Here is a 16,557-nt window from a genome sequence, read left to right on the forward strand (position 1 = left end):
ACACCCTTCGGGCGGCCCGTGGAACCGGAGGTATAGATGACATAGGCGACATGGTCCGGACGCAACGCCGCCCGGCGGTCGGAATCGGTGACCGGCCCGTCGGCCGCGTCCACGATATTGCCCGCCTCCAGCGAGAACCCGTCCAGCAGGATGGTGTTCAGCTCGGCCGCCGCTCCACCTCCCAGCACTTGCTCGACCTGTACGGTCGAGTCGGTGATCACGCTGGTCGGCTTCGCGTCCGAGAGCACGTAGGCGATGCGATCGGCCGGATAGGTCGGATCGATCGGCACGTAGCCCGCACCGGTCTTGATCACGGCCAGCAGCGCCACCACCAGATCCGCCGAACGCGGCAGCAGCACCGCGACCAGCGATTCCGGTCCCGCGCCCTCGCCGATCAGGCGGCGCGCCAGCACATTCGCGCGGCGGTCCAGGTCGAAGTAGGTGAGTTCCTCGTCGCCGAAGCGCACCGCGACGCGCTCCGGATTCGCGGCCACCGCCAGATCGAACAGGCTCGACAGGGTGGCGTCGGCCGCCACGAACGGGCTGGCCAGGGCGGCCAGCGGGTTGGCCAGGCGCTCGGCGGAAGCGCCCAGCGCGAGCAGGGCGGCGGCCTCGGGCGCGATGCCCGAGATGCTCTCGGCGACAGCGCGTTCGGCATCGGCGACCGCGGCCCGCGCGGTCTGGGCCAGGGCGACCATGTCCTCGCCCGCGGAGACCCAGTGCTCGGCCACATTGTGGCGCTCGCCCTCGCCCAGCAGGTCGATATCGCCGATGAGCGCGGCCGGATCCTCGGCGACCGCGCGCAGGATGCGGACCAGGCGCTCGGCGAAGGAGATGACGGTCTCGGCGTCGAACAGGTCGGCGGCGTAGTTCCAGGACAGGCCCAGCGAGCCGTCGGCGCGCTCGCTCACGGTGAGCTGCACGTCGAATTTGGCGGTGCCCGGGTCGAATTCGACGACCTCGAGCTCGAGGCCCGGCAGCGCGACCGCCGCGGCGTCCTTGGCCCCGGCGGCCTCGAAGGTCAGCGCCACCTGGAACAGCGGGTGGTGCGCCTGCGAGCGGACCGGGCTGAGCACGTCGACGAGACGCTCGAACGGCACGTCGGCGTGCGCGAAGGCGGCCAGGTCGGTGCGGCGCACCTGGGCCAGCAGGTCGCGGAAGGCGGCGTCCGGCCGCACCTCGCTGCGCAGCACCAGGGTGTTGACGAACATGCCGACCAGGTCGTCCAGCGCGCGTTCGCCGCGGCCCGCGATGGGGGTGCCGATGGCGATGTCGGTGGCCCGGGACAGGCGCGCGGCCCAGGTGGCCAGGGCGGCGTGCACCAGCATGAACAGGGTGACGTCGTGCTCGCGGGCCACGCCGGTCAGGGCGCGGTGCAGCTCGGCGTCGATCGAGAAGTCGTAGGTGCCACCGGCATTGGTGGCGATCTCCGGCCGCGGGCGGTCGGCGGGCAGTTCGATCTGCTCGGGCAGGTCGGCGAGCCGGTCGGTCCAGTAGGCGATCTGCTGGGCCGCCAGGGACTCGGAATCGGTTTCCGCGCCGAGGATCTCGCGCTGCCACAGCGTGTAGTCGGCGTACTGCACCGGCAGCGGCGCCCAGGCCGGGGCCTCGCCGGTGCTGCGGGACAGGTAGGCGGCCACCACATCCCGCAGCAGCGGGCGCAGCGAGACGCCGTCCGCGCTGATGTGGTGCAGCACCAGCACGACCACGTGCTCGTTTTCGCTGAGGCTGAGCACGGTGGCGCGGAACGGCAGTTCGCGGGTGACGTCGAAGAACACGCTCGCGAGCTGGGTGACGCGGGCGGTCAGGTCGGCCGCGGTGACGGTCTCGGTCCGCACCTCGAACTCGACCTCGGACAGCGGCAGGATGCGCTGGTAGCCGTCGCCCTCGACCTCGGGGTAGATGGTGCGCAGCGACTCGTGGCGGGCCAGCACGTCGCCGATGGCGGCGGTGAAGGCGGCCGGGTCGATCGCCCCGGTGAGCTTCAGCGCCACCGGGATGTTGTTGACCGCGGTGCGGTTGTCGAAGCGGTTCAGGAACCACATGCGCTGCTGTGCGAGCGACAGCGGCACCAGCTCCGGGCGCTCCTGGGCGGCCAGCGCGGCGCGCGCGCCGGTGCCGACGCGCGATTCCAGTTGCGCGGCAAGGGAAGCCACGGTGGTGGCCTCGAACAGCGCGCGCAGCGGGATGTCGGCGTCCAGGGCGGCCGACAGGCGCGCGATCACCTGGGTGGCGATGAGCGAGTTGCCGCCGAGCTCGAAGAAGTCGTCGTCCAGGCCGACCCGTTCCAGGCCGAGCACGTCGGCGATGGTGCCGGCGACCGTCTGCTGCACCGGCGTGGCCGGGGCGCGGTAGGTCTTGGCGGCGAAGGTCGGCGCGGGCAGCTGCTTGCGGTCCAGCTTGCCGGAGGCATTGAGTGGGAAGGCGTCCAGCACCATGAAGGCGGCCGGGACCATGTAGGCCGGAAGCCGCTCGGACAGTTCGTCCTTGACCGCGTCGAGGTCGAGGTGACCGTCGGCGGCGATCAGGTAGGCGACCAGCTGATCGCCGGTGCGCTCGTCGGTGCGGACCACCACCACGGACTGGGCGATCGACGGCAGCGCGGTGAGCGCCGACTCGATCTCGCCGAGCTCGATGCGCAGACCGCGCAGCTTCACCTGGAAGTCGGTGCGGCCCAGGTACTCCAGCTCGCCATGGCCCGTCCAGGTGACCAGGTCACCGGTGCGGTACATGCGGGCGCCGGCGCCGAAGGGGTTGGCCACGAAACGATCCGCGGTCAGGTCGGGGCGCGCCACATAGCCGGTGGCCAGCTGATCGCCCGCCAGGTACAGCTCACCCGCGACACCCACCGGAACCGGCTTCAGACGCGAATCCAGCACGTACACCTGGGTGTTGAAGACCGGCGCGCCGATCGGCACCGAGGCCAGGTCGGCATCGGTGACCTCGTGGAAGGTCACGTCGACTGCCGCCTCGGTGGGGCCGTACAGGTTGTGCAGGCGAGCGCCGGTCAGTTCGCGCAGCTTCTGCGCGGTCGGCGCGGGCAGGCCCTCACCGGAGGCGAAGACATTGGTCAGGCTGACGCAATCGGCCGCGGTCGGCTCGGCCACGAAGACGGCCAGCATGGACGGCACGAAGTGGGTGACCGTGACGCCCTCGCGGACGATGATCTCGGCCAGGTAGGCCGGATCGCGGTGGCCGTCCGGCTTGGCGACCACCAGGCGCGCGCCGACCTGCAAGGGCCAGAAGAACTCCCACACCGACACGTCGAAGGTGGCGGGGGTCTTCTGCAGCACCACGTCATAGGCGGCCAGCCCGTACTGGGCGTGCATCCACACCAGACGGTTCACGATCGCGGCGTGGCTCACGGCCACACCCTTGGGGCGGCCGGTGGAGCCGGACGTGAAGATCACGTACGCAGTGTTCCGCGGCCGCAGCGGCGAGCGGCGCTCGGCATCGGCGACCGGGGTGTCGGCGAAGCCGGACAGGTCCAGCTCGTCGATCCGGACCTGGCGCGCGTCAACGCCTTCCAGGTCGTCGCCGGAAGTCAGTACGCAGACCGGTTGTGCGGTCTCGAGGATGTACTGGGTGCGCTCGGCCGGGTGATCCGGATCCAGCGGCACGTACGCGCCACCGGCGACCGTGACCGCGTACATGCCCGCGACCAGGTCGATGGATCGGCGCATACCCAGCGCCACGAAGGATTCCGGTCCGACACCCTCGGCGATGAGCCAGCGCGCCAGCTTACGCACGCGAGCGGCGAACTCGGCGTAGGACAACTGTGTCTTATTTTCCGGGCTCCGCCCGGGCGTCCCCTCGAAAGTGACAGCAGTCGCTTCGGGAGTCAGCGCGACCTGCGCCTCGAACAGCGAAACCAGGGTCGCCGCAGCGCCTTCGGAGATCTCCGGCAGTGCGGTGTCGAGCTCGAACGCGGTCTCGTTCCAGCCGACCAGCAGCTGGCGGCGTTCGGCCTCGCTCAGCAGCTCGACATCGCCGACCAGCTGGGCCGGGTCCGCGGCCACGGCGGTGAGCATGGCGACGAAGCGCTGCGCGAACACATCGGCGTACTGCGCGTCGAAAAGGTCTGTCGCATAGACGAGTTCGGCATCCATGGCCGCGATGTCCGATTCGCGGCCCGCCGCGGCACCGTCGACGACCTCGCTCAGCGTCAGCTGCAGGTCGAACTTGGCCGACTGCTGGTCGATGGCCAGCTCGGACACGCTCAGACCCGGTAGCTCCAGCGAGGTGCGGCCCAGATTCTGGAACGACAGCATGACCTGGAACAGCGGGTGCCGGGCCTGCGAGCGGGCCGGGTTGAGCACCTCGACCAGCCGCTCGAACGGCACATCCGCGTGGGCGAAGGCCTGCAGATCGCGCTCGCGCACGGTCTTCAGCAGGTCGGTGAAGCTGGTGCCGGTATCGACCGGCGACCGCAGCACCAGGGTGTTGACGAACATGCCGACGAGATCGTCGAGGGCCTGCTCGCCACGGCCCGCCACCGGAATGCCGACCGCGATGTCCTCGGTGCCGCTCAGGCGCGCCAGCAGCGCGGCGAAAGCGCTGTGCACCACCATGAACAGGGTGGTGCCATTGGACTGCGCCACCCGGTTCAGCCCGGCGATGAGCTCGCCCGGCACCTGGAACCGGTGGGTACCGGCGTCGTAGGACGCGACGGCCGGCCGCGGCTTGGCCGACAGGCGCAGCTCGTCCGGCAGGCCGGACAGGGTGCCGCGCCAGTAGTCGAGCTGCTCGGTGATGAGCGAGCGCGGATCCTCTTCCGAGCCCAGCGTTTCCCGCTGCCACAGCGCGTAATCCGCGTACTGCACCGGCAGTTCGGTCCAGCCCGGGGTCTCGCCGTTGCTGCGCGCGATGTAGGCGGTCATCAGGTCGCGCACCAGCGGGTTCATCGAGAAACCGTCGGCGGCGATGTGGTGGGCCACCAGCACCAGCACATGATCGTCGGCCGCGAGGCGATAGGCGCGCAGGCGGACGGCGGTCTCGGTGGTGACGTCGAAGCCGCGGGCGGCGAACTCGTAGACCGCGGCGAACAATTCGCCCTCGGTCACGTCCAGCACATCCAGCTCGGGGATGGCGCGGCCGGTGGGCAGCACCTTCTGGTAGGCGACGCCCTCGTGCGACGGGTAGAGGGTGCGCAGCGACTCGTGCCGCGCCACCACGTCGGCGATGGCCCCGCGCATGGCGTCGAGATCCAGTGCACCGGTGAGCCTTACGGCTGCCGGGATGTTGTTGGCGGCCGAGTCCGGATCGAACCGGTTGAGGAACCACATGCGCTGCTGCGCCAGCGATAGCGGCGGGTACTCCGGCCGGGACCGAACCGTGAGGGCCTGGCGCACACCGGTTCCCGCGTGCGACTCGACACGGGCGGCCAGCGCGGCCACGGTCGGGGCCTCGAACAGCACGCGCACGCCGATCTCGGCGTTCAGCGCCGTGGCCAGGCGGGCCACCACCTGGGTGGCGACCAGCGAGTTGCCGCCCAGCTCGAAGAAGTCGTCGTCCACGCCGACGCGCTCGGCGCCGAGCAGGTCGGCGAAGATCTGCGCGATGATCTCCTCGATCGGGGTGGAGGGGGCGCGGAAACGCTTGGCCTCGAAGACCGGCGCGGGCAGCGCCCGGCGGTCCAGCTTGCCGGAGGCGTTGACCGGGAAGGCGTCCAGCACCACGAGCGCGGCCGGGACCATGTAGGCGGGCAGCGAGCCGCTCAGCGCGGCCTTGACCGCGTCGACGTCCACGACCGCCTCGGCCTCACGCACCACATAGCCGACCAGCTGGTCACCGGCGTGCGCGTCGGTGCGCACCACCACGACCGACTGGGCGATGGCCGGCTGTGCCAGCAGCGCGGCCTCGATCTCGCCGAGCTCGATGCGCAGACCGCGCAGCTTGACCTGGAAGTCGGTGCGGCCCAGGTAGTTCAGTTCACCGTCGGCGGTCCAGGAGACCAGGTCGCCGGTGCGGTACATGCGGTCGCCGGAGACGAACGGGTTCGCGACGAAGCGATCGGCGGACAGGTCGGGGCGGCCCAGGTAGCCGCGCGCCAGCTGGTCGCCCGCCAGATAGAGCTCACCCGCGACACCCGGCGCGACCGGGTGCAGGCGGGCGTCGAGCACGTAGGTCTCGGTGTTCCAGACCGGGCGGCCGATCGGCACGAACACGGTGTCGGTGTCCACGACCTCGTGGTAGGTGACGTCGACGGCCGCTTCGGTCGGGCCGTACAGGTTGTGCAGCCGCGCACCGGTCAGCTGACGCAGCTTCTGCGCGGTCGGCGCGGGCAGCGCCTCACCCGAGGCGAAGACCTGCCGCAAACGCGGTGCGGGGACCGAGGAGTCGCCGTTCTCGTTGCCGAGGGTGGCGACGAACACCGACAGCATCGACGGCACGAAGTGGGCGGTGGTGATGCCGGTCTCGGCGATGACCTGGGCCAGGTACACCGGGTCGCGGTGGCCGTCCGGCCTGGCGACCACCAGGCGGGCGCCGGTCTGCAGGGGCCAGAAGAACTCCCAGACCGACACGTCGAAGGTGGCCGGAGTCTTCTGCAGGACAGCGTCGTTCGCGTCGATCGGGTACTCGTGCTGCATCCACAGCAGGCGGTTCACGATCGCACCGTGCTCGACCGCGACACCCTTCGGGCGGCCGGTCGAACCGGAGGTGAAGATGACGTAGGCCGTGTGCTCCGGCCGGATCGCCTGTCCCCGTTCGGCATCCGTGATCGGCGCGTCGGAGTAGGCCTCCAGGTTCAGCGTGTCGACCTCGAGCACCGGCACATTGCGGCCGGTGACGAAATCGTCGCGGCCGGTGGTGAGGATCGCGACCGGGCGGGCGGTGTCGAGCACGTAGTCGATGCGCTCGTCCGGCTGATCCGGGTCCAGCGGCACGTACGCGCCACCGGCCTCCAGCACCGCGTACATGGCGACGACCAGATCCAGCGAGCGCCGGATGGCCAGCGCCACATGCGATTCCGCGCCGACGCCCTGGGCGATGAGCTTGCGGGCCAGCTGGTGCACCCGCGCCGCGAACTCGGCGTAGGACAGAACTGTCCCCTCGAATTCCACGGCAGGCGCATCGGGGCTGGTCAGAGCCTGTGCTTCGAACAGCGAAACCAGCGTCGCGGCCTCACCCTCCGGCAGCGCGGGCAGCACCCGCGCCAGGTTGAACGCGGTGTCGTTCCAGTCGTCGAGCACCCGCTCGCGCTCGTCGGCGACCAGCAGGTCGATATCGCCGAGCGGCCGGTCCGGGTCCGCGACCACGGCTGCCAGGATCAGATCCAGGCGGTGCGCGAAGGCCGCGATGGTGGGCTCGTCGAAAAGGTCCAGCGCATAGGAGATCTCGGCGGACATACCGGCGTTCTCGCCGTGGTCGTCCTGTGCCTCCTGCAGGGTCAGCTGCAGGTCGAACTTGGCCAGGCGGGCGTCGTAGTCGATGCCGTTGACCGAGAGCCCGGGCAGTTCCAGGCTGGCCTGCCGGGTGTTCTGGAAGGTCAGCATGACCTGGAACAGCGGGTGGCGGGCCTGCGAGCGGGCCGGGTTGAGCACCTCGACCAGCCGCTCGAACGGGACGTCCGCGTGCGCGAAGGCGTGCAGGTCGGTGTCGCGGGAGCGGGCCAGCAGGTCGGCGAAGGTCTCGCTGCCGTCCACCTCGGTGCGCAGCACCAGGGTGTTGACGAACATGCCGATCAGGTCGTCGAGCGCGGCCTCACCGCGGCCGTGCACCGGGGTGCCGATGGCGATGTCGCCGGTCCCGGACAGGCGGGCCAGCAGCACCGCGAGCGCACTGTGCATGACCATGAACAGCGAGGCATTGTGCCGGCGGCCCAGATCCACCAGCGCCTGCTGGGTTTCGGCGGAGATGGCGAACGGGTAGGTGCCACCCTGGTAGCTGGCCACGGCCGGCCGCTGCCGGTCGGCGGGCAGCACCAGCTCGTCCGGCAGATCGGCGAGCGCGTCGGTCCAGTAGCGGATCTGCTTGGCGATCAGCGAATCCGGGTCGTCCTCGGAGCCGAGCACCTCGCGCTGCCAGAGCGCGTAGTCGGCGTACTGCACCGGCAGTTCCGCCCAGGCCGGGGCCTCCCACGAGGTGCGGGCGGCGTAGGCGACCATGACGTCGCGGGCCAGCGGGCCCATGGACCAGCCGTCGGCACTGATGTGGTGGACCACCATGCCGAGGATGTACTCGGTCTCGCTGATCTCGAAAAGCGCGGCGTGCAAAGGCACTTCGTCGGTGACGTCGAAGGCCATGGTGGCCAGCTCGACCAGGTGGTCGATCAGATTCGACTCGGTCACCGGCACCGGCGTCAGGTCGGGCACGATCTGCGCGGCGTCCAGCACCCGCTGCACCGGGCCGTGCGCGGTCTCCGGGAAGACGGTGCGCAGCGACTCGTGGCGGTCGATGACGTCGATGACCGCGACCTGCAGGGCCGCGATATCGAGCTCACCGGAGAGCCGGATGGCGACCGGGATGTTGTTCACCGCCGAGGCGGTGTCGAAGCGGTTGAGGAACCACATGCGCTGCTGCGCCAGCGAAAGCGGGACCTCGCTGGGCCGTTCGCGGGCCACCAGGGCCTTGCGGCCGCCGTCGCCGACGTGCGATTCCACCCGGGCCGCCAGGGCTTCCACGGTGGCGGCCTCGAACAGCATGCGCACCGGCACGCGGGTGTCGAGGGCGGTACCCAGTCGGGTCGCCACCTGGGTGGCGATCAGCGAGTTGCCGCCCAGTTCGAAGAAGTCGTCGTCGACGCCGACCCGGGCGATGCCCAGCACCTCGCCGAAGATCTGGGCGACGATCTCCTCGATCGGCGTTGTGGGAGCGCGGAATTCGCGCACCTCGAAGCGCGGCGCGGGCAGCGCGCGGCGGTCCAGCTTGCCGGAGGCGTTCACCGGGAACGCGTCCAGCACCATGATCGAACCCGGCACCATGTAGGCGGGCAGGGTGCGCTGCAGCGAGGTCTTGACGCCGTCCAGATCCACCGGGCCGCCGGCCACGATGTAGGCGACCAGCTGATCGCCGGCCACGGTGTCGATGACCAGCACCACGGCCTGCTGCACCTTGGGGTGGTCCAGCAGGGCGGCCTCGATCTCGCCGAGCTCGATGCGCTGGCCGCGGAACTTCACCTGGAAGTCGGTGCGGCCGATGTAGTCGATGACGCCCGGGTCGTTGTGGTTCCAGCGCACCAGGTCACCGGTGCGGTACAGGCGCGAACCCGGCTCGCCGTAGGGGTTGGCGACGAAGCGCTCGGCGCTCAGGTCCGGGCGGCCGAAGTAGCCGCGCGCCACCTGGACACCGCCCAGGTAGAGCTCACCCGGGACACCCGCGGGCACCGGGCGCAGGCCCTCGTCCAGCACATAGGTCTGCGCGTTCCACACCGGGCGGCCGATGGGCACCGAGGTGACCACGGGCGCGTCGATGGCCGCGTAGGTGGCGTGCACGGTGAACTCGGTCGGGCCGTACAGGTTGTGCACGGCCGCGGTGGAGAAGCGGCGGAAGGCGGTCACGGTGGCCGGCGGCAGCGCCTCACCGGCGACCAGCACCGCACGCAGCGACAGGCATTCGGCCGACGAGGCGCTGGAGGCGAACACGCTCAGCATGGACGGCACGAACGAGGTCATGGTGACCCGGTGCCGGCCGATGACCTCCGACAGGTACATCGGATCGCGGTGGCCGTCCGGCGCGGCGATGACCTGCTGCGCGCCCACGGCCAGCGAGCCGAACAGCTCCCACACCGAGACGTCGAAGGTGACCGGCGTCTTCTGCAGGATCACATCGGTGTCGTCGATGTCGTATTCGCGGGTGATCCAGGCGATCTGGTTGAGCACCGCGGCATGCGGGATGGCCACGCCCTTGGGGCGGCCGGTCGAGCCGGAGGTGAACAGCACGTAGGCGGCATTGGTCGGCCGCAGCGGCGCCAGCCGGTCCGCGTCGGTGACCGGGGCGGCACTGTAGTCGCCCAGATCCAGCGAATCCAGGTGCAGCACCGGGCAATCCGAGGATTCCACGGCATCGTCGGCGGTGGTGAGCAGCACCACCGGCTCGGCGGTGCGCAGCACGTAGTCGGTGCGCTCGGCCGGGTGGTCCGGGTCGATCGGCACGTAACCGCCGCCCGCGGTGAGGGTGGCGTAGATGGCGACCAGCATGTCCACCGAGCGGCGGATGCCCACCGCGACCAGGGACTCCGGACCCACGCCGGCGTCGATCAGCCTGCGCGCCAGGCGATTCACGCGCGCGGAGAACTCCGCGTAGCTCAGCTCCTCGGCGGGGCCGAACATGCTGCCGTTGCGCTCGCCCGGATCGAAGATCAGCGCGGTGGCGTCCGGCCGGATCCGCACCTGCCGCTCGAACAGGTCGAGAACGGTTGCGGCGGACGGAAGTTCACGTGCGGTGTGGTTCCACGCGTGCAGCACGGTCTCGCGCTCACCGGCGTCGAGGACGTCGATGTCGCGCACCACGGTGTCCGGTGCGGCGACCGCGGTTTCCAGGACGCGGAGGTAGCGCTGCCCGAACTCGGCCACGGTCGAGGCGTCGAACAGATCGGTGGCGTAGGACAGCACCACCGCCAGCCCGGCCGGCTCACCGGCCAGGCCGCGCTGCTCGGTCAGCGTCCACTGCAGGTCGAACTTGGCGATGTCGACCTCGAGCTCGTCCGCGGAGACGGTGAGGCCGGGCAGCTCCATGGAGCCGTGCGACATCTCCTGGAACGACAGCATGACCTGGAACAGCGGGTGCCGGGCCTGCGAACGGGTCGGGTTGAGCACCTCGACCAGCCGCTCGAACGGGACATCCGTATTGGCGAAGGCCGCCAGGTCGGTCTCCCGGGTGCGGGCCAGGAAGTCGGTGAAGCGCTCGGCCCCATCCACCTCCGAACGCAGCACCAGGGTGTTGACGAACATGCCGATCAGGTCGTCGAGCGCCTGCTCACCACGACCGGCGACCGGGGTGCCGATGGCGATGTCGCCGGTGCCCGAGAGCCGGGCCAGCAGCACGGCCAGCGCGCTGTGCATGACCATGAACAGCGAAACACCCTGGGCGCGCGCCAAACCCGCCAGCCGGGTGTGCAACTCGGCCGGAATGTCGAAGGTGACGCGGGAGCCGTGGAAGCTCTGCACCGGCGGACGCTGACGGTCGGCCGGCAGGTCCAGCTGATCCGGCAGCCCGGCCAGCGCCCCACGCCAGTAGGCGATCTGGCGGGCGGCCATGGACTCGGCATCGGATTCCGAACCGAGCACCTCGCGCTGCCAGATGCTGAAGTCCTGGTACTGCACCGGCAGCGGCGCCCACGCGGGCTCCTGACCGGCCACGCGCGCCAGGTAGGCGGCGGTCATGTCGCGCGAGAGCGGCCCGAACGAGAAGCCGTCCGCCGCAATGTGATGCACCACGAAGGCGACGGCGAGATCGACCTCGCCGGCCTCGAGCGCCGCCGCACCGGAGACCCGGAACACGCGCACGCGAATCGGCAGCTGGGTCGAGACATCGAAACCGGCGGAGGCGAATTCCGCCAGCGCGGACGGCAATTCGGTCTCGGCGAGATCGATGACGTCGATGCCCAGCTCCACCTCGGACATCGGCAGCACCTGCTGGAAGCCGCCGTCGCCGGACTCGGGGAAGATGGTGCGCAGGGATTCCTGGCGCGCGACCACATCGGCCAGCGCCAGCTGCAGGGCCTCGATATCGACCTGCCCGCGCAACCGCACCACGAACGGCAGGTTGTAGGTGGGGACGTTCGGGTCGAATTGGTTGAGGAACCACATGCGCTGCTGCGCCAGCGACAGCGGCACCCGATCGGGGCGCTCCTGCGCCATCAGCGGAGTACGCGAAACATCGGACGGCCCAGCGGCTTCCACCCGCGCGGCGAGGCCCGCCACGGTGGGGGTCTCGAACAGCGCGCGCACACCCAGGCGGGTGCTGAACGCGGCGGAGATGCGGGCCACCACCTGGGTGGCGACCAGCGAGTTGCCGCCCAGATCGAAGAAGTTGTCGTCGACGCCGACCCGGTCGTGGCCGAGCACATCGGCGAACACGCCCGCCACGATCTCCTCGGCGGCGGTGCGCGGCGCGCGGTAGCCGGCGGCATCCGCGCTGAACACCGGCTCCGGCAGGGCCTTGCGGTCCAGCTTGCCGGAGGTGTTGAGCGGGAAGGCGTCCAGCACCATGATCGACGCCGGAACCATGTAGGACGGCAGCTTCTCGGCGGCGAAACGGGTCAGCTCGGCCGGATCGATGGACTGGCCGGGGACCGGGACCACGTACGCGACCAACTGCTGACCGGTGGCGGTGTCCATGACCAGGACGGCAGCCTGGCTGACGGCCGGGTGGGCCAGCAGGTCGGTCTCGATCTCGCCGAGCTCGATGCGCTGACCGCGGAACTTCACCTGGAAGTCGGTGCGGCCGATGTACTCCAGCGCGCCCGCCTCGTTCCAGCGGACCAGGTCACCGGTGCGGTACATGCGTTCGCCGTTGGGCGACAACGGGTTCGCGACGAAGCGATCGGAGGTCAGATCCGGACGGCCCTTGTACCCGCGGGCCAGCTGACGGCCCGCGAGGTAGAGCTCACCCGCGGCGCCGATGGCGGCGGGCCGCAGCCGCGAATCCAGAACGTAGACTTCGACATTCCACTCGGGCAGACCGATCGGCACCGTGACGGTGTCGGCGGCGGTGTTCTCCCAGTAGGTGACCGAGACCGCGGCCTCGGTGGGGCCGTACAGGTTGTGCAGGCCGGCCGAGGTGATCTCGCGGAAGCCGGCGCCGGTCTCCGGCGGCAGCGCCTCACCGATCACGAAAACGTACTTCAGCGAGGCACACTGGGCCCGGGTGGCGTGCGCGACGAAGACCGTCAGCATGGACGGCACGAAGTCGGTGACCGTGACGCCGTGGCGCTCGATCATTTCCGCCACGTACAGCGGATCACGGTGGCCGTCCGGGGTCGCCACGATGAGCTTCGCGCCCACCAGCAGCGGCATGAAGTAGCCCCACAGCGACACGTCGAAGGTGGTGGCGGTCTTCTGCAGGTAGACATCGTCTTCGGTGAGCGGATACTCGTCGAGCATCCACAGCTCTTGATTGACGATGGCGTGGTGGGTGACGGCGACGCCCTTGGGGCGGCCGGTCGAACCCGAGGTGTAGATGACGTAGGCGGTGTTGTCCGGGCGCAGCGGGGCCCGGCGATCCGCATCGGTCACCGGCTCCGCGGAGAAGCCGGAGACGTCGAGCGTGTCGATCGCCAAGCGGCGCACGGAGTCCGGCAGCTCGAGTTCGTCGCGGGCGGTGGTCAGCACACAGACCGGTGCCGCGGACTCGAGGATGTAGGCGGTGCGGTCGGCCGGGTGATCCGGGTCGATCGGCACGTAGGCGCCACCGGCGCGCAGCACCGCGTGCATGCCGACGACCAGGTCGAGCGAGCGGCGCATGCCCAGGGCGACCAGCGATTCCGGGCCGACGCCGTCCGCGATGAGGAAGCGGGCCAGGCGATTGACGCGCGCACCGAACTCGGCGTACGTGAGCTGCTCGCCCTCGAACTCGACGGCGACATTGTCCGGGGTCAGCGGAATCTGCTTGTCCAGCAACGCCGGCAGCGTGGTGACCGGCACCTCGTGCGCGGCGGAGTTCCACTCCACCAGGGTGCGGGTGCGCTCGGCCGCGGTGGTGATGGGCAGGCCCCAGACGGGCTGCTCCACCCCCGCCGCCAGGAAGCGGTCGAAGAACTCCAGGAACCGCGCGTGGTGACGCTCGGTCTCGTCCTCGGAGTAAAGGTTGGGGTTGGTCTCGAAATCGATGTGATTCCGGGTGCCCTTCACCGACTGGTAGAAGTTGACGCCCAGATCTTCGATGGAACCGGTGGACAGCACGCTGTATTCACCGGTGATGTCACCGAGCACGACCTCGTTGTGGAACAACATGATGTTGACCCACGGGCCGAAGAACTGCGAGCCCACCTCGCCGCCGGTGAACTCGCCGGTCGAGTCGCGGCGAATGTCCTCGGCACGGTAGCGCTGGTGACGCAGCGCACCCGACACCTCGACCTGCACCTGCTTGAGCAGATCGCTCACGGTCACGCCGTGGCCGACGCGCAGGCGCAGCGGCACGATGTTCGAGGCGGCGCCGCCGGAGCGGCGCATGATCGCGGTGGTGCGCGCGGTCACCGGGAGGCTGAGGATGACGTCCTCGCTGCCGGTCCACTGCGCGAGATAGGCGGCGAAACCGGCGATGAGCAGGCCCGCGGGCGACGACTCGTGGCGCGCCACGGCGTCGTCCAGCAGCGAGCTCTGGTCCTCGCTGAGCGCGCCCGTGGCGATCCGGTTGATGGCGGCCGGCGGCGCGGAGCGGCCGACCAGGCTGGTGCCGTCCTCGAGCCCGGCGACCCGCTCGGCCCAGTACTCCTTGTCCGACTTGAAGCGGCTGCTCTCGCGGTAGGCGAATTCCTGCTCGACCAGGGTGGGCAGGTCGGTCAGCTTGTGCGGCGCGGGCTCGACGCCCCGCACATACGCGGTGTACAGCTCGGCGACGCGGGTCATGTAGGTCACCGCGCCGAAGCCGTCCAGCACGATGTGGTGGATGCGGGCGTACCAGTAGTAATGGCCGTCGGCCAGCTTCAGCATGGCCGTGCGGATGAGGCGGTCCCGGGTGAGGTCCAGCGGGGCGCTGTAGTCGGCGCGCATCCAGGCCTGGGCCGCGGCGGCCGGATCGGCCTCATCGGTCAGATCGACGTGGTAGATGGTGCGGTCCAGCGAGTGGTCCACCATCTGCATGGGCTCACCGTCACGCTCGACGACGCGCAGGAAGCCCGACCCGAACTCCTCCGAGCCGTGGACCATGGCGCGTTCCAGCAACTCGACGTCGAGTTCGCCGCGCAGTTCCACGTACTGGGCGATATTGATCGGGACCTGCGGGTCCAGGTGCTGGGCATACCAGATGCCGAGCTGCGCCGGCGACAGCGGGAAAAGTTCGCCCGATCCCGGTGCGATTTCGCTGCCAGCTTCGCCGATGCCGCCGAAATCCAGCCGGTCCAACCCAAACCTCGCTTCCGGAACACCACGACACGCAGCGCTCCCCGCCGAAAACCCGAACAGGACGCCACGCCTGCTTCAGCGTGGCGTCCGGTGTTCGGGGCTCACTTCACCGTAAATTGAGACTCCCTGGGGTATCCCCCCAGCTGGCCGATCTTGTTACATGGGCGCGACCACACCCGTCGGCCGCTGCAGGGCAGCCACAGTCGCAAACTTGGTGACGGACACTCGGTCCAATCTACCGTCAGCGCGCAAGCGACAATAAGAAAGGGCCATAGCCCTTAACTATCATCGCATTTCGTACTTTCAGCCAGTGATGTGCGACCTATCGCGAGCAGGATCGTACAGATGCGACTGGGCACAGTTCAGGGTTTCGGCCAATGCGGGACCGACCAGAATCACGGCCGCCTGCCGCAGTCCGGCCGCCTCCACGCGATCGGCGATATCGGCCAGGGTGCCCCGGAGAACCTGCTGTTCAGGCTGGGTCGCGCGGTAGACCACCGCGACCGGGCAGTCCGCGCCGTAGTCGGGGACCAGCTCCTGCGCGAGGGTCCGGATCCGGGTGATGGCGAGATGCAGGATCAGGGTCGCCCGGGTGCGCGCGAAATTTGCCAGCGCCTCCGATTCCGGCATCGCGGTCGACCGCGCCCGGGTGCGGGTCAGCACCACCGACTGCACCTGCTCCGGCACGGTGAGCTCCGCACCCAGCAGCGCCGCGGCGGCCGCGTACGCCGGCACCCCGGGCGTCACGTCCCAGGGGATTCCCAGGGCGTCCAGCCTGCGCTTCTGCTCGGTGAGCGCGGAATACAAGGAGGGATCGCCCGAGCACAACCGCGCGACGTCCTTGCCCTCGGCGTGTGCCCGCGCACAGTGCGCGATGATCTCGTCCAGATCCAGCCGCTGGGTATCGATCAGCTCGGCATCCGGCGCGCAGTGCCCCAGCACCTCGGGATCCAGATAGGTCCCCGCGTACAGGCACACCGGCGACCGCCGCAGCAGCTCGACCGCCCGTACGGTCAGCAGATCCGCCGCCCCCGGCCCGGCCCCGATGAAGTGCACTGTCATCGGCCGAGTCTCGCACACCCGCTCAGCCGAATTGCCCGGCCGCCACCGGCACCGCGATCAGCCGCTCACCGAGAAGTCGGTGACGATCTTGGTGGGGCGGAGGCGGACCACGAGTTCGCCGGGGACGGCATTGCGCTTGCCGAATTCGTCGGCGCGGCCGGGACCCATGTAGCGGGCGGCGATGTCGGTGGCGGTGCGGAGGAGTTCGTCCGGGTCCTCGGAGACTTCGGCCACACCCTGGACCTGAACGAAGGAGTACGGGGATGTGGAGACGTCCACGCAGAGGCTCAGTCGGCCGTCCCGCCGGATCGAGCGGCCCTTGGCCGTGTCCTTGCCGGTGTTGAAGACGATCTCGTCGCCTTCGAGGATGAACCAGACGGGCGCCACCAGGGGGCGGCCGTCGCTCGCCACGAAGGCGAGCTTGCCGGTCCGGGTGCCCTCGGTCAGGAAATCGCGTACACGCTGATCGGACAGTGAGGCCATGGGCGAC

3 protein-coding genes are annotated in these 16,557 nt (G+C 69.9%); all 3 read right to left on the bottom strand.

Annotation, left to right across the window (positions count from 1 at the left end; translation table 11 throughout):
- On the bottom strand, positions 1 to 15,005 hold a 15,005-nt coding region (locus ACWEKS_RS39150; RefSeq protein WP_452344780.1), incomplete at its 3' end, for a non-ribosomal peptide synthase/polyketide synthase.
- 303 nt (positions 15,006 to 15,308) lie between these two features.
- On the bottom strand, positions 15,309 to 16,067 hold the full coding sequence (gene cobM, locus ACWEKS_RS39155) for a precorrin-4 C(11)-methyltransferase (RefSeq protein ID WP_452344781.1): 759 nt from the start codon (positions 16,065 to 16,067) through the stop codon (positions 15,309 to 15,311).
- A gap of 57 nt (positions 16,068 to 16,124) precedes the next feature.
- Positions 16,125 to 16,550, bottom strand: coding sequence for a PPOX class F420-dependent oxidoreductase (locus ACWEKS_RS39160; RefSeq protein WP_452344782.1), 426 nt, complete (start codon positions 16,548 to 16,550; stop codon positions 16,125 to 16,127).
- Positions 16,551 to 16,557: the final 7 nt, after the last annotated feature.

It is taken from the genome of Nocardia sp. NPDC004711, assembly GCF_053601595.1.